General features: G+C 35.0%; 20 protein-coding genes and 1 tRNA gene. 2 read left to right on the top strand and 19 right to left on the bottom strand.

Annotation, left to right across the window (positions count from 1 at the left end; translation table 11 throughout):
- Nucleotides 1–2 precede the first annotated feature (2 nt).
- A tRNA-Arg gene (locus HYN86_RS14605) sits at nucleotides 3–76 on the top strand.
- Here HYN86_RS14605 and HYN86_RS14600 read toward each other — a convergent pair.
- From HYN86_RS14600 to HYN86_RS14500, 19 genes are all read right to left on the bottom strand, one after another.
- Nucleotides 42–1,592 carry a recombinase family protein gene (locus tag HYN86_RS14600; RefSeq protein WP_113678702.1) on the bottom strand — a complete coding sequence of 517 codons (1,551 nt, stop codon included), beginning with the start codon at nucleotides 1,590–1,592 and terminating at the stop codon, nucleotides 42–44. The genes HYN86_RS14605 and HYN86_RS14600 overlap by 35 nt on opposite strands.
- Nucleotides 1,589–1,795, bottom strand: a complete 207-nt coding sequence (locus tag HYN86_RS14595) for a hypothetical protein (protein WP_113678701.1) — start codon at nucleotides 1,793–1,795, stop codon at nucleotides 1,589–1,591. The genes HYN86_RS14600 and HYN86_RS14595 overlap by 4 nt, the downstream gene beginning before the upstream one ends.
- Before the next feature lie 311 nt (nucleotides 1,796–2,106).
- Complete coding sequence (locus tag HYN86_RS14585; RefSeq protein WP_113678700.1) at nucleotides 2,107–3,150, bottom strand: hypothetical protein; 1,044 nt, start codon at nucleotides 3,148–3,150, stop codon at nucleotides 2,107–2,109.
- A gap of 24 nt (nucleotides 3,151–3,174) precedes the next feature.
- Nucleotides 3,175–4,317, bottom strand: coding sequence for a hypothetical protein (locus HYN86_RS14580; protein WP_113678699.1), 1,143 nt, complete (start codon nucleotides 4,315–4,317; stop codon nucleotides 3,175–3,177).
- 12 nt (nucleotides 4,318–4,329) lie between these two features.
- Complete coding sequence (traN, locus tag HYN86_RS14575; protein WP_113679956.1) at nucleotides 4,330–5,193, bottom strand: conjugative transposon protein TraN; 864 nt, start codon at nucleotides 5,191–5,193, stop codon at nucleotides 4,330–4,332.
- 10 nt (nucleotides 5,194–5,203) lie between these two features.
- On the bottom strand, nucleotides 5,204–6,490 hold the full coding sequence (gene traM, locus HYN86_RS14570; RefSeq protein ID WP_113678698.1) for a conjugative transposon protein TraM: 1,287 nt from the start codon (nucleotides 6,488–6,490) through the stop codon (nucleotides 5,204–5,206).
- Nucleotides 6,491–6,768: 278 nt separating this feature from the next.
- A complete protein-coding gene (traK, locus tag HYN86_RS14560) occupies nucleotides 6,769–7,389 on the bottom strand; it encodes a conjugative transposon protein TraK (RefSeq protein ID WP_113678696.1) in 621 nt (206 codons plus the stop codon).
- A gap of 20 nt (nucleotides 7,390–7,409) precedes the next feature.
- On the bottom strand, nucleotides 7,410–8,561 hold the full coding sequence (traJ, locus tag HYN86_RS14555; RefSeq protein WP_394336096.1) for a conjugative transposon protein TraJ: 1,152 nt from the start codon (nucleotides 8,559–8,561) through the stop codon (nucleotides 7,410–7,412).
- 49 nt (nucleotides 8,562–8,610) lie between these two features.
- Nucleotides 8,611–9,246 (bottom strand): TerB family tellurite resistance protein, encoded by a 636-nt coding sequence (locus HYN86_RS14550; RefSeq protein WP_113678695.1) that lies wholly within the window; start codon nucleotides 9,244–9,246, stop codon nucleotides 8,611–8,613.
- A gap of 5 nt (nucleotides 9,247–9,251) precedes the next feature.
- Nucleotides 9,252–9,869 (bottom strand): hypothetical protein, encoded by a 618-nt coding sequence (locus HYN86_RS14545; RefSeq protein WP_113678694.1) that lies wholly within the window; start codon nucleotides 9,867–9,869, stop codon nucleotides 9,252–9,254.
- A 14-nt stretch (nucleotides 9,870–9,883) separates the two neighbouring features.
- Nucleotides 9,884–10,567, bottom strand: coding sequence for a conjugal transfer protein TraI (locus HYN86_RS14540; RefSeq protein WP_113678693.1), 684 nt, complete (start codon nucleotides 10,565–10,567; stop codon nucleotides 9,884–9,886).
- A 13-nt stretch (nucleotides 10,568–10,580) separates the two neighbouring features.
- Nucleotides 10,581–13,049 (bottom strand): TraG family conjugative transposon ATPase, encoded by a 2,469-nt coding sequence (locus HYN86_RS14535; protein WP_113678692.1) that lies wholly within the window; start codon nucleotides 13,047–13,049, stop codon nucleotides 10,581–10,583.
- A 31-nt stretch (nucleotides 13,050–13,080) separates the two neighbouring features.
- On the bottom strand, nucleotides 13,081–13,392 hold the full coding sequence (locus HYN86_RS14530) for a DUF4133 domain-containing protein (RefSeq protein WP_113678691.1): 312 nt from the start codon (nucleotides 13,390–13,392) through the stop codon (nucleotides 13,081–13,083).
- Complete coding sequence (locus HYN86_RS14525) at nucleotides 13,392–13,730, bottom strand: DUF4134 domain-containing protein (protein WP_113678690.1); 339 nt, start codon at nucleotides 13,728–13,730, stop codon at nucleotides 13,392–13,394. Before HYN86_RS14525 ends, HYN86_RS14530 begins: the two co-directional genes overlap by 1 nt.
- A gap of 125 nt (nucleotides 13,731–13,855) precedes the next feature.
- Nucleotides 13,856–14,338, bottom strand: coding sequence for a hypothetical protein (locus HYN86_RS14520; RefSeq protein ID WP_162789386.1), 483 nt, complete (start codon nucleotides 14,336–14,338; stop codon nucleotides 13,856–13,858).
- 237 nt (nucleotides 14,339–14,575) lie between these two features.
- Complete coding sequence (locus HYN86_RS14515) at nucleotides 14,576–14,773, bottom strand: YqaE/Pmp3 family membrane protein (protein WP_113678688.1); 198 nt, start codon at nucleotides 14,771–14,773, stop codon at nucleotides 14,576–14,578.
- Between the two features lie 59 nt (nucleotides 14,774–14,832).
- A complete protein-coding gene (locus HYN86_RS14510) occupies nucleotides 14,833–16,005 on the bottom strand; it encodes a hypothetical protein (protein WP_113678687.1) in 1,173 nt (390 codons plus the stop codon).
- 35 nt (nucleotides 16,006–16,040) lie between these two features.
- On the bottom strand, nucleotides 16,041–16,928 hold the full coding sequence (locus HYN86_RS14505) for a helix-turn-helix transcriptional regulator (protein ID WP_113678686.1): 888 nt from the start codon (nucleotides 16,926–16,928) through the stop codon (nucleotides 16,041–16,043).
- A gap of 275 nt (nucleotides 16,929–17,203) precedes the next feature.
- Nucleotides 17,204–17,896 (bottom strand): hypothetical protein, encoded by a 693-nt coding sequence (locus tag HYN86_RS14500; protein ID WP_113678685.1) that lies wholly within the window; start codon nucleotides 17,894–17,896, stop codon nucleotides 17,204–17,206.
- Between the two features lie 347 nt (nucleotides 17,897–18,243).
- Here HYN86_RS14500 and HYN86_RS14495 point away from each other — a divergent pair, with 347 nt between their 5' ends.
- The gene (locus HYN86_RS14495; protein WP_113678684.1) at nucleotides 18,244–19,926 is read left to right on the top strand and encodes an AraC family transcriptional regulator; all 1,683 of its coding nucleotides are present in this window, start codon (nucleotides 18,244–18,246) and stop codon (nucleotides 19,924–19,926) included.
- The last annotated feature ends 21 nt before the right edge of the window (nucleotides 19,927–19,947 follow it).

The raw sequence follows: 19,947 nt of genomic DNA, 5'->3' as shown, positions 1-19,947 counted from the left end.
AAGGCCTCGTGGCGCAACTGAATAGCGCATCTGATTACGGCTCAGAAGGTTACTGGTTTGAATCCAGTCGAGGTCACTCTATGGGACAAAAGATAAAAATCATCTTTTGCCCCATTTTTTTTATCCCGTAACTCCTTGTTTATCAAATATATACTCTCTACAATTTTATTCACTCTAGCGGTTTGTATTTTATTTTCACGAATCGTAAAATTTTCAGGGTAAACTAAACCTATGAGGCTCCGAGCTTCTGATAAATCCATATCTACGTAAGCTTCATTCATTTTAATTAAATTCTCTATACCTTTATTTAAAAGGGATTCGATGCTGTGTCTATCTTTTGCTATGGATGATAATTCCCTTTCAAGGTTTGTAATTCGTATAGTGTAGTCATCTTTCATTAATTTATAATCATCGGAATCTATTTTCGATGTTAAAAGAAGATCTCTTGCATTACTTAATCGAAGTTCGTAATCTTTAATCTGCTCTAAAAGTCTTCTTTTCTGTTCACCAGCATTGTTAGCCAATTCTCGATGGGTTTCAAATATAACCGAAGTGTATAATTTTTTAACTTCCGGTATTGGCTGATATTTTTTTAGATTTTCAGTAAATAGTTTGTTGGCTATTTCTGAATTGATTCTAAATTTACACTGGGCTTCACAATGATAATAATAGTAATGTTTATGTCTGCCTTTACACTTGCTTCCCTGAAGCTTTTTTTGACACTTTGGACAATTAAAGAACCCTCTGAGGGGAAATTCTACAACTGTTTTAATTTTAGGTCTGTAAATACGTGATTTTCCATCTAAAATATCCTGAACATTATAAAAAAGACCTTCCGAGATTAAAGGCTCATGCTGTCCTGTAACTAACATGCTTTCTTCATCTTTATATTGGGGAACAAAAATTTTACCATAGTAAATTGGATTTCGAATTAAACCCCACATATTGCTTTTGGTTCTTGTAAAACCTCTTCTGCATGCAAGATGGTAAACTTGTTCAGTGTTAAACACTCCTCTTGCAATTTCTTCGAATATCCATCTCATTACTGACGCAGCGGGCTCTACAAGAGCAATATATTTAGTTCCGTCCTCTTTTGATTTATTTGCATAACCAAAGGGAGCAGTTCCCATATATCTTCCTTCTTTTTTAGCTCTTCGCATTCCATGGAAAGTATTCAAAGCCCGTCTGTCGTTCTCCACTTCTGGGGCAGCGAGATAAAAAGCAAGCATCATCTTATTTTCAGGAATAGATAAATCAAGAGGCTGTTCGATTGCTTGTGGCTCCACTCCAAGTTTTCGTAGAACACTTATCATTTGGTATGCGTCACCAGCATTTCTACTAAACCTGTCCCATTTTGTAAATAAGACAAAGTCGCATTTGTTTTTTTCTCTTTTAAGATTAAGAAGTAATTTATTCCATTGTGGTCTATTAAAGGTTTTGGCTGAATGATCTTCATAAATAACATTACGAACTTCAATATAATTTATAGAACAATACTTACGTAGGACTTCTTCCTGATTTCTTTGTGAATATCCCTTCTCAGCCTGCTCGTCTGTGCTTACACGAATGTATAAATCTGCAATAATACTCATGATTCTAAAAATTTTGAAACGACCGCATGGGCCAATTTTCGTAAAAATAGCAAAATTTCAGTTGCTTCTTCAATTGTAACATTCATACCCTCAGAGTTTAACATTTTCATAGCTTTCTCTGGAGTTATTTTTCCTCTCATTTTTTCTTCTTCATTTTCCATCATCATTTGATTAAATAATAAAAGCCCTTTACGGGCTTTCATGGTTATTTATCTATGCTCAATCGTAAAAGTAAATCTTGCTTCCTTGTGTTTTCTTAAACGAAGGCTCGTATTTAAGATATCCATAATCACTCAATTCCTGGATGCATCTGTGGTAAGTATGCGGAGAGGAAATCTTTGCTATTGGTGTTATATCATGTCTATACACCTGTATTGGGTTTACAAACTGATTCTGCGTCCTGTACTGAAGCAGAGACATGTAAATAGCAATATGTGTCGAGCTTATTCGAAAATCATTTTCAATTGCTGTAAAAAAGTCCGATAGCGGTTTTAAATTTTCCATTTTGAATAATTTATAAACTTTTACTTTTAGCTGTTCTATGTTGTCTTTGAGAAGACTGTATCGCTACATACTTTGCTTGCTTATTTGAAGTTTTGGAATTTTGATTTAAAAGATCCGAAAGCAATACTTTTTTTAAATCTTCATTGTGGATCAAAAGCCCTCTGTTTTGTGGATTAGCTTCTACATAAAAATTTTGAGAACTGCCATTTCTTTCTAATTTAACCAGCTCTCTGCCTCCATTTTTTAAAGATCTCAAGATTTCCCCAACCTGTAATTGATCCAAAGAATTTATAGGCAATTCTTCCAAAGCCTTCTTTAAATCATAGCCGTACTCTTGAGGAAATTCTTTTACTCTATAACTGCCAGATACATCTTTATCATTTAAATCCAATTGCTTCCAGATTCCATCGATCAAAACCGCCCGACCTGAAAGTAATTCATAAGACTGTCTTGCATTAAAATCTTCCCCTTCGAAAAAGTGCTGTCTATTATCTTCATTTTTGGATTGTGAATAAAGACTGGTTTTAAATCCTTCGAATTGATATTGGCCGGACTCATCTTTTTTAAAATTAAGAGAATGATCTAGTCTCTCTTTTTCATTTAAATAGTAAGAAACAGGCACAATAAATTTCGTTTCTCCCAGATTCATGTATCGCTCGACTTTTTTAAAAGCATCTTTAAAACCTGTTCTTTCCAATTTTTCCTTAAGCTCATTGTTAGATTTCGCTTCAGTTTTGCTGTAAATAGCAGATTTTAATCTGATAGTCATCTTTAGAATTATGTTTTTATAAATAAACCTTCTTAGCTTTTCTGGGTATAACTGGTTTACCAGATTATCGTGCTCGCTTTTCACAACTTGAAGAGTAAGGTTTTCATAAACACTATTCGTCTTACGATATCTAACCAGCACGCTTTCATACCATTTTAACTTCTCCTGTAAAAGAGAAGTTTCAATTGAAGAACTGGAACGGAAAAGTTTTTTAAGGTTTTCCTCTTTACTATTCCAATCGTTTATTTCAATTGCAAGTCTATTGGTAAGAAACTGATTACCCATCATTTTTACTTTTGATTATTAATCCTACACAGATTTACCCGCTTTTCTTTTGCGAGCTGTTGAGTTCTGCTCTTTCTGTGCTGGTTCACCATCACTATCCTTGCTGACATTTTTATCCTTAGATTCCGACTGTTTTTGCTGTTTGCTTTCTCTATGATTGATTCTCTGCAGACTTCCGTCATAGACATTTAATGTTTTAAACTGAGGATTGGCCTCCACAAACATTTTAGTTTCCACATCATTGACAACAAAAGTTACAGACTGTAGATTTCCTTTCTTAAGTGAGCCCATTAGATTTTCTTTGTAGTTTGGAGTCTGAAGCTCTTTGATAGAATGTTTTTCGAGACTGGCCTCTAAGTCATAGCCATAATTTTGATGAAAATGGTTTATTTTAAAATTGCCATTGCTCTCTGATTCCTTAAAATCCATTTTTAACCATGCGTTGTATGATTCCCCTTCCTTGGTTTTAAGATCTTTGTTCACAGAACGGCCTTCCATCAAATTGTAAGCCTCCTTAAGAGTTATGCTCGTGCCATCATTATTTATATAAAATGTTTGCTCCAGTCCAGGCTTGTTCTCTTCTTTCTGCAGATTCACATGATAAGAATTAAAAAAGTAAATGTCACTCTGATCTGATTTCTTGAAATTCAATTCAACTGTCAAAGTATCATTGTTTGGCACTCCATTATTCATAATCCCGCTATGGATGATTTTAAAATCCTTATCACCTTTCTGCATATTCTCTTTAAGTTCTGTTTCAAACGTTTCCCCCATTCCAGTGTATTTTAACTGGTCCTTTAGATATTCTAAATTTTTCTCGTTCATTGTATTTGCATTTAAGTTATTTTCATTCAATTCATTTCTCTTTTTATACAGACGCATAAAATCATTTACATTAACAGTCTCTATTCGAGAAGTATCAATACCGCTCTGTAGAATTATGTTTAAATCACTGATGAGAGATGTTATTGGAATATTTTTAAAATAATCAACATCATTAGGGCCCACAAGGCAATAATCCTCTGCAGCCATCGATGTTCTAAAAAACTGAATTGTATCACTGTCAGTAATTAATTTCAAAGGATATGCTGCAAATTGATAACCGTAAGAAACCATCTCTTCCGCATTTGATAACAGCGTTTCAGCATCTGCTACATTTATTGTCATGATATATCTAGTTTAAAATTTATCCATGTTAAATGCCTCGATTGGAAATACTTTATCAGTTAGGTCACTGCTGATATCAAGTTCCAGATGTCTTCCACCACTTTTTTCAATTAGCTGAAGTGTGAGATATTTGTTTTCAGGAATAGTAAACTTTTCTAGTGCATAAACTTTTATTACTTCAGACTTATAGGGGATCACAGCGGATGACGTAGTTTGATAAAGCGGCTCAATTTCTATTTCCTGCGATGCAGTACGTTTTGATTTTTTTTGATCCCTGATAAAAAATCGGAACTGATCAATGTCATAGTTAATCTTTGACTTATTTTCAAATACTATCCTCAAATACAAAACATCCTGATAAATAAAAATACCGTTTAGCTCCAGTCTTATCTGATACTTAGATTTGTTATAACCGCCGATTTTATTCTTTTTGAATAATGCAAGGGAGGCACATTGTTCTATTTTTTTCTGGTTTTCGTTCTCAAGTGAAAATAAAACATCTTTACTGGCAGCAATGGAATTCACGGCTTTGACATTCAAATCCGGACAGTCATCATCATAATTCAGTACAAACACGTATAATCTCGCGTCAGAAGTGACAACAGTCAGGTTGGTCTGAATGAAATGCCGTTTAGCCGCCTTAATAAGCAATATGTTCTCCACACCTTTGGCTTTCTGTACCAGTACCTCATCACTTCCTTTATCAATGCTCTTGATTGGATAAGAAAAAACAATACTTGTTGTTTTGGAGTATCCGATCTGAACGCTTTTGTATTGGTCTTCGTTGGCTATCATCTCTTTTACACTCAACTGAGGATAGGCTAAAACAGAAAACAGCAATAAACTCATTTTAAATAAATGATTAATTCTTTTCATTTTTTTCACTTTAAGGTTTTAGATTCTTTCGTTTTTCATCATACAGAAGTACCTGATATCCTGCTTTAACTATTACTTTGATGAGTTTTACTTTCTTACTTAAAAGACTTTTTGCCGCCTCTATACCCATTCCTGCTGCCTGAGCTCCCCATGAATCTGTAACACCGGTCAACCCTAAAGTCTGTATTGAACGGTCTGCAGAAGCCTTCGCTACATCCCTGCCGATTGCACCTGGAATATTTATCCCTTCAATTCCATCAATATCATAAACAGCAAGCTGAACTGGGAATATTGAGCTTCGGTATTGCAGATTTTCTATCTTTATTTCAAGTCTTTCCCCTTTCAAAGCGGCAACACCATATAGGAAAGTATTTTTTGGAATTACTGTACCCTGAATTGCCGCATCACCACCTAGTCTTAATTTTATAACTGATCCGTTGACAATAGTTTGGGTTTCATGCACAAATGCTTCCAGTGCATTTTGAGGAGAATCTTCATTTGATGCCTCTTCTACTGTATAAAAAGCACTCTGTTGAGAATTGTTTTCTGCTTTATTTTCCTGAAGTGAAGTAATATTAACTGACGCTTTTTTGCTATCTACGTTATAAACTTTTCCTTTCTTGCTTTTTGAATTTTCAAGCAGCTTTTCCGCAACTCTTGAAGGATGTTGGATATCGAGTATATTCTCAAGCATACCGCTCAATTGCTGCAGTTCGGGATCTGGTTGAGATTCCCCCATAGTAGACATCATTTTTTCTAAGTCCTTGATTTGAGTAGAAACTTCGTTGGATGAACCATATTTCTCAAACTCGCTCATGTCCTGTCCATACTTGTCTACTGTAGATGGCTGACTGATCGCTTTCTGCAACAAATGCAGTTTTTCATATATCTTTTTTTCATTCCTGTTCTGCAGCGGCTCTGAATTTAGCCCTCGACCGTTACTTAAGAAATCTTTTAACCTCATGTCCGATTCAGCAAATGGACTATGAGATTGCTCAAGCAGCTTATTATTAGAGTAATTCGGATCTTTTTTAATTTGTTCCTGCAGTTTAATGGAGTCTACCGCTGCCTTGTCATAATAGCTCATTTTATTTAAAGATGAATCTTCCTTAAACTTTGGAATAGGCAGACTAAAATTGAAACCTTTTTTAATTTTATTTCCTGCCGTATTTGTACTCATCTTTCCTCCACCTAAGGTGTAAAACAAAATAGATATGAAGGGAAGAATTATCAAAGGCAGCATTAAAAGCATTTTTCTTTTTTTATCTTCTTTTATAGAAATAGTTTTTCGTTCCATGTCTTTACTTTTTAAAATGAATTCAATTCTTGTTGAATAGTTGAAGTATTTACCATACTTTTTCTCGACTGAAAAATATCTCAGTTTAAAGCCTCATAAACTATAAATAGAAAATAAGCAGAACTAAATGCAATAAATAATACCAGGAAAAGAATCAGTTGCTTTTTGGAGAATCCTTGCGTAAGAAACTCCATCTTTCGCACCCATTTTTCCTGTAGAAACAGATAGTATCTGTTGTATACAAATGGCGTTTCTCTTTTTTTAAATAGCGATTTCATCTACTTTCTGTTTTCTACACCGAGGTCTTTATTTTCAATAGTATTGAAACGTTCGATTAAAAAGCCGTGAGGATTATTATCACTTCTTGATACATTTCGAAGGCTTCCTTCGGTGATTAGACTTCTTTTTAAAATACTTGTAGTTCGAATTATGTTCTGTCTGGCAAAACATTTAAATCGATATGGATAATCTTTTATGTCGATGTTTATGCTGTCTATTTGTACAGTCTGGCTGATATTTCCTGATATGACCCCTGAATAGAATCCATTTTCCCTAAGGTCGTCGTAAATTCTTTTTGCACTTTCATCAGCCAGATATAAAGCCTTAGTCACATTTGTTTTAATTACCTTGTCATCAGGGTCAAGGGTAAAGAAAAATTTGTGAAATGTTTTGACATGATCTCTGGCTTCCACTGGTATATTATCCTTCCTATCAGAAGCATACGCTTCGAGTGCTTTGCCCGCTGCCAGTATGTAAACCTTGTCTTGCATTCTGGCTACAGTCTGGAAACTTTTATAAAGTGCAAAACAACAGATAACAACACAGCCTGCAATCACAATCATTGTAAAGCTTCTTACATATTTAAAAGCTGAATCAATATTCTTCATTTTAGTAAACATGATCTGTTTTTTTAAGTTTATTATGAATTTCCTTTGAGCTTGTCACCCATGTAATTTCCCTTCTCTTGAAAATAGGGAGAGGAAGCTGAAGATGTGGACATACTCTGTGACATCTTCCCTGCCGCATTTCCCATGCTGTCCATAACCATCGCGGTTCCTTGTGATGCTTTGGAAATAACCGAACTGGTTGAACCGCCAAATAAGCTAGTGGTCTTTTGCGCCAGTGCTCCCCCGCCTCCTGCATGCACTATATAATTAGCCACTGAGGGTACAGTGAAATAGCCAATAATACCTATTATCAAAAATATCAGGTATGCAATATCTGTTCTGCTAAAAAAAGTATCTCCAGTTGCTTGTACCTGTGAAAGATCTAGTTTCAGCATTAATTCCTGTATTTTTCCGATGATACTTCCAAAAATATTGGCGACAGGAAGCCATAAGTAGATATTGATATATCTTGCCAGCCATACTGTGAGGGTGTGCTGAAATCCATCAAAGACTGCTATTCCAAAAACAAGCGGTCCCAAGATTGAAAGAACTACCAGTTGAAATGTTCTTAGGGTATCTATACATAGCGCAGCAGCTTCGAACAATACTCTTAGCACCTCACTCATCCATTCTTTTACTGAATTCCTAAAACCATAAGATGCTTTTTCCATTGCAAACTTCACATCGTTGCCAATTCCTGCAAGCATACCCTCATCTGAAGGATCAGCGCCATCGTGGGTATATTTGTACCATCTGTCCCTATCACCGCTGCCAGTCCCGCCGACATACATTTTCCATGTGTCAGATTCTTTAATTGCTTTTTCCTTTTCCTTTAAAAGAACAGCAATTGCATTATTCGATCCCGCAGCCATGGCAGCCGTTGCAGTTACGGTCGGTTTCATAACGCCATTGATGAGTGCCAGTACAGATGGAAAAATCATAATGCAGAACCCTATCACAAAAGGTCGGAACAGTGGGTAAAAATCTATTGGTTCGGCATTGGCGATATGTCGCCAAACCCTTGAAGCTATGTACCAGATGGTTCCAAAACCCGCAATTCCCTGCCCCACACCGATAAGATTTGAGCACAAGGGCATCATTTCATCATAAAGCCTATCTAAAACGGAATGAAGACTCTGCATTTCATCTCCCAATCCCTGAGCAGAACTAAAAAGAGGGATCATCACCAGAATTACAGAAAAGATTTTATTTCGAATTGACAGTTTCATACCCTTAGTTTTTAAGTTCCTGTATTGCTTTGGAGGCATAAACATCTTTTTTCTCTTTTGCTCTCTGGAGAAGCAATACGTTTGCAGATGAACTGAAATCTCGCATGAAAAACAGCTTATCCTGCATCTGCAGATAAATAGTATCAATAGCTTCCAATCTCTCGTCGTCCGACATTCTCAACTTATCGGCGGTAATAACCATTGTGAGCTCATCAAGATTCGTGAGGCTTTCACTCAGGAGGTTGGCATAAACTTGATCAAAATATATTATTTCCTTCTCGCTAAAATTCTCACTTTTTGTTAATCTGCCCAGTGCGTTCCTGCTTTCTTTTACCAGCAAAATCTGGTAATTGACAATATCTCCCACCCTTTTGTAATTCTTTACCATTGGACTTACCTGCATCAGGGCATCTAGAAAAGCCTTATGAAGACTGAAGTTTCCCTCGGACATATCTTTAACCGTCTTGTATCCATTAGACAGAAGTTCGTAACCCTTTTTCATATCGCTTAGTATCTTTTTGAACTGTGATAGTTTTTCAATATTCAATATCAGCTGCTGGATTTCTGCTGACTGTGCATTTGATTTGTCCGGTACAAATAAAAAGATGATGATTACTCCTAGCTTTAATATCTTTTTCATGAGTTTTAATTTAATCCATATGAAGCTCTTATACTTTTAGAATCATTTAGATCTGCTCTCTTAGAAAGAGAAAGCAGTTTTGCATCATTGCTGAATGAAGTACAGAAATTGTAATCATCTGTCATTTTTTTGTGCAGCATATCAATCCGTTCAATTCTCTGGTCATCTTTTAGCTCCAGTTTCGAATCAGTTGTGAGGACTAAAAGCTGTTCTAGTGTGTCGTTGCAGCTTTGAAGCAGTCTTACAAAAGAACGTTCCACATAGTCAAGCTCACTCCCATGAAATAAATCGTGCGTTTTTAAACTGACTAAAGTCTCTTTACAGATTTTCAATATCTGAAACTGCAGCGAAATAATTTCTGCTGCTTTGTAGTAGGTTCTGACTTTTGGATTAACTTTTGCCAGAGATGCAAAATAATCACCATGAAGGTTTACTTCCCCTCTTTTGGCATCCCCTATAAAATTGAGTCCTTTTGAAACGGCAGAATAACTTTTTTTCGCATAATCAATATACACATGAAGTGCTGCAATCTGCAGAAGCAGTTCCTTGCGCTGCTTGGCTTGCGCTTGTAGTCCCTGCTGAAATACAAGTATTAGAAACAAGGGTATTAATAATTTTTTCATGATTTTTATCTGAATTATGGTATTCCGTAAAATTCTTTGACAAGATTTACATCTGCTTCTGTTTTTGCCCTCTGCAGACTCATTAAAACATTCTGCTGATTGAACATAGTAAGATCATCATAATTAGCATCAATCTGGTCAGCAGCCTTATTAATGATTTCCAGTCTTTTCAAATCACTCATCTGGGTAGTGAACGAATCCAGTATCAAAAATATCTGATCGATATTCTTCATGCTTTCTTCTAAAATACCGGTATAGACCTTCTCCATGTACCGAATCTCACTTTCTTTAAAGTGCTTATCCTGTCTAAACAGATTCCATGCTCTTTCGTATTCCTGAACCAGCTTTGTCTGCTTCGCAGTAATTTCTTTTATCCTCTGATAATAAGTGATAATGGATTTCACTTTCGCGAGCTCTTCATAATAGCCTTTATAAAGGTCTTTCTGCTTTTGTGTCCATTCTGAGATTTCGTCGAGTTTAAGTTTAGAGAGCACATTTTCGACCTGCTTTTGGGCATTTTGAAGCCAAATCGTTTTGTTCTGCAGTTTTTGGATCCGAAGATCAATAGCTTTGATTACTTTCTTTGTCACTGCTTTAACGATTTCCAGTATTGGCAGTGCTGCTGTTTTTTCAGCTGGTCTGACTGGAGTTGCAACCAGCAGAAGACAAATAAAACAACCCGCTAATTTCGTTTTCATTTTCTCTTTTCATTTAATTTCCACTTCGAAGTTCCTGAGCCATTGCGGCAATTCCTTTTTTAATGTCCCCGCCGAATTTTTTGGCGTAGGCATTCATTTTCACTTTTTCGCTTTCCTCTGTTGTATATGCTAAGTATTCCTCTAAAGAAACTTCTGTCCTATACACTTTTGACAGCATTCCGCCCAGTGAGATAAACACTTCCTTATATTTCTTGCTGGGATCGTTTGCCTTGTTGACCGAGAGAACAAGCGCTTTCTCTTTTTCAGTCAGTCCTAACAGCTCCTGAATCTGATCAAATTTATTCTGGTATTTGCTTTGGTCTAACAGGATTTTACAGTCACTGTTGTTGATTATAGCCTGTTTTACTACAGGTGATGAAATTATATCTTCAACTTCCTGAGTGACTACTATAGCTTCACCAAAAAATTTACGGACAGTCTTGAAAAGATACTTTATGTATTCGGCCATTCCTTCCTTCGCAATAGCTTTCCAGGCTTCCTCAATCAGGATCATTTTACGCACCCCTTTCAGCTTTCTCATCTTGCTGATAAAGACCTCCATAATAATGATGGTAACCACCGGAAATAAAATTGGATGATCCTTAATGTTATCTAGCTCGAACACAATAAACCTCTCTTTTAAAAGTTCCAGATTTTCCGTGGCATTTAACAGATAATCAAACTCACCTCCTTTATAATAGGGACGCAGTACGTAAAGAAAATTATTGACATCAAAATCCTTTTCTTTAACCTTGTCGCTTTCCAGAATGGGAACAAAATCATCTTTTAAGAATTCATAAAAACTATTAAAGCACGGAAAAACATCCGAATTGATTTCTAACTTCTCATAATACAGCTGAAGGGCGTTAGAAAGTGCTACATACTCACTGCGGTTAAAAGTTTCATCATCTTTCTTCCAAAGAGCCAGCAGCAGTGTTTTAATGCTTTCTTTTTTTTCAGTATCGAGATTATCTCCCTCTGATATGTAAAATGGATTAAAACGAATCGGATTCTTTTCATCGTAGGTGAAATAATAGCCGCCAACCATATCGCAAAGCCCCTTATAACTATGCCCGACATCTACCAGAACAATATGTGTGCCCTGCTCGTAATAACTTCTTACCATATGGTTGGTGAAAAAAGATTTACCGCTTCCTGAAGGTCCTAAAATGAATTTGTTCCGATTGGTGCAGATTCCCATTTTTACAGGCTCGTCGCTTATATCTACATGAACCGGTTTTCCCGTCAGCCTGTCTCCGAGCCTTATACCGCAAGGGCTAAGAGACGATCTGTAGCCAGTTTCCATATTGAGGAAGCATACCGCCTGCTCTGTAAAACTGTCGAAAGTATCATTCATCGGGAAATCTGCCGCATTCCCTGGCATTCCTGCCCAATAAATCTGCGGTGCACCTACAGTCTCCTGTTTTGCAGCCGAATCCATCTGCGCCAGTGCTGATGAAACCTTGTTTTTAATATCTTTTAGTTCTTCTTTATCCGCACTCCAGGCAAGGACATTAAAATGTGCTTTTACAGGGAGTCTCTGCTGGGATATAGCTTCATTAAGAAAATCATTAGTTGCATCTCTGGCAATCACGTTCTCCCTGCTGTAGGCAGACAGCGACTGAAGCCTCAATCTTTTACTCTCGAGTTTCTGGATTGTTTTCTGCGCATCCTCAATAAACAGATACTGATTATAAATATGATTGCAGGACAATAGCTGACCCAGCGTAGATGCAAAACCAATGCTGAATTTTGTTTTATCGGTCGAATAACGGTCGAAATTAATCCTCGATCCGCATAAACCAGGCAGATCTGCTGCATCACCTAAAGTAAACAGCTGGCAGTATTTATCGCCAACCTTCAGCCCTTCATCAAAAACTATGTCGTTAAAAACAAAAGAATCTTCTCTCTCTGATAAAAGACTATACCGTTCAATAATACCAATCTTCCTGCTTTCACTTTTAAGAGAATTATTTTTGAGGCGCTCAAGCTTTATAAATCCGCTGTCTTCCATAACCCTGCGAAACTGTCCCGTACTGTCAATGAAATCCTGCAGTATTTGAGGGTTCAACGTTTCTTGAGGCACCAATGTATTCCTCAAAAGACTGGAAAATAAAGAACTGGAATTTCTCCTCCCTGCCGGTTTCTTAGTCAGCATAATATAACAGGTATGATCTAGAAAAGGTCTTTCATTAAAGAAACGCTCACTGCTCCTTGTCAAAAAACTGCTGTCATCGCTTGAAAAGTCCGCCACATGTTTCTTTTCAAGAAACCAGTCCTGTTTGTGAAAAATGCAGTGTTTAGGCAGCAATTTCAATGCCTTTATCCAAGACTGGTGAAAGGCTTCATACTCTTGGTCCGAGAGCGTAAAAATTTCGGGAAGCTCCGCCTTGAATACTACAGTTACATCACCTTGTTTTGATAATATGCAATCATGTTCTACTGCCATAATTGGCAATATATCTTCCATCCTCTTCTCCATCTCTCTCCTTTTTTTGTTTAACGTTTTACAGCTATATCTTTATAAAAACTTCCCTGCTTTTTACATTTATAAATTTTGGAATCTGTTTTTTTGCGAAAGCTTTCATCATTCCATATTCGCCGTATTGATTGCTCATCCTGTAGATTTTAAAAACCAAAAATCCACCTGCCGTTCCAATAATACCTACACATATCAAAGAAGGAACACCTACGATATAGAGAATTGCAAACAGTATCATAAGACATACGACTCCACCACCTAGGTACCAGATGTATTGCGCTTTGAGCCCCTTAAATTCAATACTTTGATTGATTCCCTTATTAATCTGATACACACTGTTCATTAGACTCCGAAAAAAGATTTGATAACAGTAGCCACCACAACAAGAAATACACAGCTGCCAAACCAGGCGGCAGCTACTTTTCCGGTATCAGGATCACCGGCATTCCACTTTTGGTAAACTTTCACAGCTCCGATAAGGCCTAGGATTGCGCCTACTGCATACATCAGTTCCGTACCGGCATCGAAGTAGCTTCTTACTTTCTGATTTGCTTCGTTAATTCCAGCTACACCGTCTTGCGCATAAATTTTAGTTTCATACACTAACAATAATAACAAGATGCCATATGACAATACTTTATCTTCATTTACTTCCTTTAACTTCCACCAACATTTTTTCATCACACATCATTTTAAAGATTATTTATAGTTAAAAAGCAGAGGAACACCGCCGTTACAGCTCTATCATCTTGTCACACAAAGCCATACCGCACCAGAGAGAACAGGGGTTATTCCTCCGCTGAGTTTTAAGAAATAGTCTCCTCCCACAGTTGATCCGCTTCGGCAAACGTTAAAGAAAACTGAGGGTGCTTTTCGCTTTCGGAGACTATTAAATGATTTACATCTTCACGCAGTGAAGAAATCTTCACATAAGGATATTCTTCAAGAACCATTCGCAGGTAATTTTGGAATTGTTCTTTAAACAAGTTTTTCTCGGCACTTTCCTTTACAGCTTGGAGTATTCTGGCGGAAAGTTCTTCTGCATCATCTAAAGTGTCAAAAGATTCTGAAAAAGATGATGACAAATCCGTATGTGTTTTTCTTTGCAGCAAAGATGTAGAATTTGTAGATTTTTTAAACGGGCCATTTCTTTTTTCGCTGGAGAAAAATTCCTTTAAATCGTCTTTATAGAATTTAAGCAGTACTATTAGATACCATACCACTAAGATTACACCTATGACAGTTAGGTAGCTGCCCCATGAAACATTTGCAAACATAGTCTTCTTCATTTATCATTCAACATTTATCTATCCAAATCAAAATCTTTAGAGGAGATATGATTTATTTTACATGTCAAAGGAACAACTAGAATCAGGCTTCTACAAGTACAACTTTTCTTGTACCCTTTTGTACCCCTTGAGTTTGTTGGTCACCAGAAGATAATATGTATATATTCACACTGATAAATAAAAAAGGCTTCTGCAGTTAGAATAACCACAGAAGCCTTTCAAATGATATTAGTCGTTTTATTTTGAACGCATCGCTTTAAATAATTTCGCATTACGTCTATCAGCACGTGAATTCTGAAGCGATAAAACCGCCCAGATTGCCGCTGGTATCCAGCCAATCAGAGTAATCTGCAGAATGAGACAAATGATTGCTGTAAAAATCTTACCCCTTAAGAAAAAGGAAAGTGAAGGGAAAAATATTGCTATTAATGTCATAATCTAGAATGTTTAGTAGTTTGTCGTGAATATTCAGTTTTGTTACGCAGATTGATTATTCAGTATGTTTTGATCTTTTCAATAATTTTTTTAAGTGTTTGGATAGCAATCTCCTTATCCCTGTCCTCAGCATTATAAGATTTACTTCGAACAGATTGATACGAAAGATCTTTTTTGAAAGGCGTAGATAAAAAAGGTACAATAGTTTTAAAAACCAAGTTCATTGATCTTGCTTTTAAAACCCGGGATTCATCACTTGCTCGTAAAATCAAAGCCATTTGATCAGTTGACAGAATGCATTCAACTTTATCATTTGATTTGCCTAATTGTTCTGAAACCAAATGTTCTGCATTAATCTGACTCTCAAGATACGCAGCCTCATAACTAAACCAGTCCAGTAGAATACTTTTAATGTTTTTTGTAGCAGGATTAAAAGTTACATTTTCATTAGAATACAGCTGATTTAACTCTTTTGAATTACACATAAGAAAATTCAGCCTTTCATTTGCATCTTCTATAAGACTAGTATTTTCAGATAAATTGTCGATAAGGAAATCAATATATCTCTTGCTGTTGAAATTAGTTTCAATTAAGATTTTATCTAATGCTGAAAATATAGATAAGGATTGATTTAGATATGATGTTTCCAATAGACGATTCATAAGCTGGCGCTCATACAAAATTTGTCTAAAAGAAGCTTTATTGTGTGAAATTTGAACAGATTCAGATAAAGCATCTTTAATAATATCAATTGTACTTCTTTCCTTTTCCGTTTCAAATGGCCTCTTTTCTAACATCGCAATTTTATGAATTAACTCTTTTCTCGTTACTGCAAGGTAAGTTATCGGTACTCTTTCATCAAGACTCAGAAAATTAGAAAATCTATTTTCCACAAAAGAAAGAAGCTCATCAAGCGTGCTTATAGTTAGTTCTATAACTTTTGCCAAGTCTTTTTTCTTTAGTTCCTTGCATTGCTGATTCTCAACTGCACTATCAAGAAGATATATTAAATTAGAATGGTACTTACGTACCTGTAATCGTATCTGCCTCTTTTTAACTAATGAAAAAATTTCATTCTTCATGCGAACCTGAATATGATTCGCTTCTTTTACAATATTTTCTGTAATTAATGTTACTTCTGTTTTAGTTAAAATGGTAACATTCGATTTATTTGGATTTAGTATTTGCAGTATAACATAATCTAACCATTCTAAAGGATATATAGTATTCATAGTACACTTGTTTAATGTAGGCCAGACAACGAAAACTATAGAGCAGTAAATCCTTCTGTAGATTTCGAGCGGTAAATAGATGGGGAGGTCGAGGTATGTTTTTTAAAAAAATTACTAAATACTGAAATACTGCTAAACTCCATTTCCTGTGTTATTTCAGCAATAGTATAATGAGGATCATCCAGCAGGATTTTAGATTCACTAATTAAGGAATCAATTATTAAACTTTTAGGGCTTTTTCCGGTAATTTCTTTTACTACTTTATCTAAATATCCAGCAGTAACAAATAATGCACCAGCATAAAACTTTACATAGTGCTGTTTTTTATAATGTATTGACAAAATAGTTAAAAACTGCATCACAAGGTTTTCCTTTCTATTAAAACTGATTATTGAATTTGCTGAATGTTTCGAATAAATTAGTTTGAGTTCGTAAAGAAATAAACTTAAACTTATCCGAGGCAGATCGCTATCGTTCCCATTTCGCGTAGCATCTAGATTTACAAAATAAATAAGCTTGTAAATGAGTGACAAAACCTGATATTCCTTTTCTTCCAAGGCAATCTTGAGAGGTTCTTTAGTTATAAAAAAGTACAAAGATTCTACTAAATCTTTTTTAAGGCAGTTCTTATGTACAAAATCCGAAGAAAACAATATTACATATAGCTGTAGGTTGTCACGAACTTCTAAAAAAGTGCAGTAAGAATCTTTAGGGATTACAATAAGTTCATGAGATATTAAATCTTGTGTTATTTCCTGAAGTTTAATTTTTAAACTACCCGATCGAATTAATAAAATTGATAAATTTTCAGTTTTAAACAATTCATCGTTTAAAGTTATTCTTTCGTACTTTTTAATAATATGGATATCCAGCCCTTCTATAGGAAGTTTTTTTAGGTCAGTATTAATGAGATCTTTTATCATCTTAATAGGTGTTTGATGCTTTTTCGTTAATCCTTAAATCTTATCCTAATCATGAGATAAGACAGTAAATAGAGATTAAGCAGACAGGTAATGAAAAACAGGTAAGCCAGGATGCGGACAGAAATTGCGCCCTCCTGTCCAGATCGAAGCAGGCTTTCTATTTCATCATACCAAAAAAGATCAATGATGAAATAGAGGCTTGCCAGATTAATTAAGATCAGACATGAATATAAAAAAAGCTGCAGTTTCATATTAAGAGATCTTAGCATAATTCTTTAATACAGATTATTGAAAACAACGGCTAGTTTAACCATTGTAATCTCATTTCCTTTAAGATCAATTCCTTTTGACGGCTTATTGGTTACAGAAGTTTCCCAGTCTCTGTCCCGCTTACGTGCTTCTGCATACAGCGAATACCTTGATATGGCAGAAACCTTTAAAATAGTGTCTTTTTCTTCCTGTATTAGGACAGAATCTGCAATTACGCCGCCTTCATAATCTAGAATGTAGTTATGGACATCATCGTAATCATCATCCTGTTTATCGACTAACTCACTAACGAAATAAGTCAAATTGTTTTTAACTGAGATACTTAAAGACGCATCATTGATAAGCTCAATTAGCTTGTTTTCAGGGTCAGCGAGTATTACTGCTATCATTTCAGGTGTGATCGTAATAACACTTTTATTTGTTTTACCCTTTATATCTCCTTTATCATTCAAATAAAGTAATTGTTCAATAAGTTGGGCTTGGTTTTTTACGGGCCCGTTTTCCAATTCAAAATTTTTAAAATGATTATAATAATCCAATCCAATTTGATCAAATGGGTTGTTTGGATTTGTTGCATCTGTTACTTTAGAACTAGATTCATCTTTAAAATCTTTGGATAATTTTGGTAATGATTCTTGATCATTTGTACAAGAAAACATTGAAAGTGAAATTGCAATGCATAATAATAAACTTTTCATGATTAAATAGTTTTGAAAGTAAATGAGAATAGTTTCTCAGTTCATTTCATCCGGATTGGCAGAACTTTTATCCAGCACCCTGCTAAACATTTTTGCCCGTGAATTCGAAGCAAATCTATTTCGATAAAAATCCTCACACAAGGCAACAACTATGGGTTTCCATGAATTTATAGTATGGAATTCCATGAATTCCATACCACTTTTAAACGTGCATAATTACCTACAATTCAATTATTTAGTTTATATTTGAAGTTTGCTTTTTATGACATTATCCTGAATCGTCCACTAATTTTCAAGATCAATTTTATAGAAAGAAATGTCTCCCCTACATATTACATATTTAATCTATGAAACAATTATTAGTCCTCTTGTCATTACTGTGCATTTCTAATTGTATGTTCAGTCAGAAAAACAGCAGCAAAGTTCCTGACTCTCTTAAAAATAAAAGTTATACTTATCTCGATGATAAGATGTACAGCTTTAGAAAAGACAGCTCCAAGGCAGCACCATACCTTAACACTTATCTCAACAAGGCCTTAAACGAAAAAAACTGGGAAGAGGTCGTTTATGCATACCAGAACATTTTGCACCAATCTCCTGAAAAAATCAGAATTTTTTATGCAGATAGTATGGTTTACGCAGCAAAAAAAAGTACAGATAATGCTTTAATAGGTTCTGCGTACCTTTCAAAAGGGATTGTGTTTTATGGCCAAAAAAAATATGAAAGTGCTTTTGATAATTACATTACAGCAAATAGTTACATCTCCCTAACTGATGATAAATACCAGCATAATAAGGTGAAATACCATATGGCTCAGGTCAAATATTTACTAGGCTTTTATGATGAGGCAATTTCACTATTTCAGGATTGTTTAGAATATTATAAAAAAGATGATACAAGAGCCTATTTGAATTGCCTTCATTCACTAGGCGTCCTTAATAACAAAATTGGAAATTATGGATTATGCTCAGAAATTAACAAGAAGGGAATTTCTGAGAGCGAAAGACTAAAAAATTCGGAAATGATTCCTTATTTCAAGCACTCAGAAGGGATCAATTTATATTTTAAAAAAAATTATGGTTCTGCAATAGTTAACATAGAATCTTCTCTTGACAGTATTAGGGAAAACAAGGATTTTGCAAATGAGGCCGTGGGGAATTTCTATATTGGCAAAAGTTATTGGGCTCTCAATAAAAAAGAGAAAGCCCTTCCCTATTTTTTAAAAGTTGACAGAACTTTTATAGAAAAGAATTATATGCGTCCTGATCTTCGTGAAGTTTATGAACTACTCATTAATTATTACAAAAGTAAAAATGATCAGAAAAGCCAGCTTTTGTATATTGACCAGTTATTAAAAGCAGACTCTTTACTAAATGAAACCAACAAATATCTAATCACAAAAATTCATAAACAATACGATACCAAAGAGCTGCTTGTTGAGAGGGAAAAAATTCATAAACAGCTTAAAAAGGAAAAATATTATGATGTTATTTTAATCGTAATCATTCTAATACTTTTTACATTTTCGGTGTTTCTGACCTATCGTTATCATAAAAACAAAAAGTTTTATAAAAAGAAGTTCGACGAAGTAATGTTAAGTCCTATTTCATTAGATAAACCAAACTCCAAACTAAAAAAAGAAAAAGCAGAAGTTTTGGACATCCCGGAAGAAACAATTGCCTTTGTATTGAAAGAACTTCAAAAATTTGAATCAGAAAAGAAATTTCTAACCAAAGATGTTCGTTTGACAACAGTAGCTGGTATGCTTCATACGAATTCAAAATATTTGTATAAAATTATATCGCATCATAAAAATAAACGGTTTGTTGAATACATCAATGATTTAAAGATTGATTTTATAATTACGTTATTGAAGGAAAATAAAATGGCTCGAAATTATACTAATACAGCTCTCGCTTTGGAGGCTGGATTTAATAGTACGCAACAGTTTGTAAATGCTTTTAAAAGTAGAACTGAAATGCCAGTTAATTTTTTTATAGAGGAAATCAATAAAAGATCTAAAAATTAGAGAGTAAAGTTTGAAAGCATT

Source organism: Flavobacterium fluviale (assembly GCF_003312915.1).
GTDB lineage: Bacteria > Bacteroidota > Bacteroidia > Flavobacteriales > Flavobacteriaceae > Flavobacterium > Flavobacterium fluviale.
Note: the sequence above shows the minus strand (reverse complement) of the source record. Positions and strands in the feature narration are given on the sequence as shown.

Excerpts from the sequence above, each read along its gene's own strand:
- HYN86_RS14580 (WP_113678699.1), bottom strand. The coding sequence starts at position 4,317 with ATGACAATAAATGTAGCAGATGCTGAAACGCTGTTATCAAATGCGGAA.
- HYN86_RS14530 (WP_113678691.1), bottom strand. The coding sequence starts at position 13,392 with ATGAACAGTGTGTATCAGATTAATAAGGGAATCAATCAAAGTATTGAA.
- HYN86_RS14525 (WP_113678690.1), bottom strand. The coding sequence starts at position 13,730 with ATGAAAAAATGTTGGTGGAAGTTAAAGGAAGTAAATGAAGATAAAGTA.
- HYN86_RS14520 (WP_162789386.1), bottom strand. The coding sequence starts at position 14,338 with ATGAAGAAGACTATGTTTGCAAATGTTTCATGGGGCAGCTACCTAACT.
- HYN86_RS14495 (WP_113678684.1), top strand. The coding sequence starts at position 18,244 with ATGAAACAATTATTAGTCCTCTTGTCATTACTGTGCATTTCTAATTGT.
- HYN86_RS14540 (WP_113678693.1), bottom strand. The coding sequence starts at position 10,567 with ATGAAAACGAAATTAGCGGGTTGTTTTATTTGTCTTCTGCTGGTTGCA.
- HYN86_RS14500 (WP_113678685.1), bottom strand. The coding sequence starts at position 17,896 with ATGAAAAGTTTATTATTATGCATTGCAATTTCACTTTCAATGTTTTCT.
- HYN86_RS14505 (WP_113678686.1), bottom strand. The coding sequence starts at position 16,928 with ATGATAAAAGATCTCATTAATACTGACCTAAAAAAACTTCCTATAGAA.
- HYN86_RS14595 (WP_113678701.1), bottom strand. The coding sequence starts at position 1,795 with ATGAAAGCCCGTAAAGGGCTTTTATTATTTAATCAAATGATGATGGAA.
- traM (WP_113678698.1), bottom strand. The coding sequence starts at position 6,490 with ATGGAACGAAAAACTATTTCTATAAAAGAAGATAAAAAAAGAAAAATG.
- HYN86_RS14535 (WP_113678692.1), bottom strand. The coding sequence starts at position 13,049 with ATGGAGAAGAGGATGGAAGATATATTGCCAATTATGGCAGTAGAACAT.
- traN (WP_113679956.1), bottom strand. The coding sequence starts at position 5,193 with ATGAAAAGAATTAATCATTTATTTAAAATGAGTTTATTGCTGTTTTCT.
- HYN86_RS14550 (WP_113678695.1), bottom strand. The coding sequence starts at position 9,246 with ATGAAAAAGATATTAAAGCTAGGAGTAATCATCATCTTTTTATTTGTA.
- HYN86_RS14515 (WP_113678688.1), bottom strand. The coding sequence starts at position 14,773 with ATGACATTAATAGCAATATTTTTCCCTTCACTTTCCTTTTTCTTAAGG.
- traK (WP_113678696.1), bottom strand. The coding sequence starts at position 7,389 with ATGTTTACTAAAATGAAGAATATTGATTCAGCTTTTAAATATGTAAGA.
- HYN86_RS14600 (WP_113678702.1), bottom strand. The coding sequence starts at position 1,592 with ATGAGTATTATTGCAGATTTATACATTCGTGTAAGCACAGACGAGCAG.
- HYN86_RS14545 (WP_113678694.1), bottom strand. The coding sequence starts at position 9,869 with ATGAAAAAATTATTAATACCCTTGTTTCTAATACTTGTATTTCAGCAG.
- HYN86_RS14585 (WP_113678700.1), bottom strand. The coding sequence starts at position 3,150 with ATGGGTAATCAGTTTCTTACCAATAGACTTGCAATTGAAATAAACGAT.
- HYN86_RS14510 (WP_113678687.1), bottom strand. The coding sequence starts at position 16,005 with ATGAATACTATATATCCTTTAGAATGGTTAGATTATGTTATACTGCAA.
- traJ (WP_394336096.1), bottom strand. The coding sequence starts at position 8,561 with ATGATCCCTCTTTTTAGTTCTGCTCAGGGATTGGGAGATGAAATGCAG.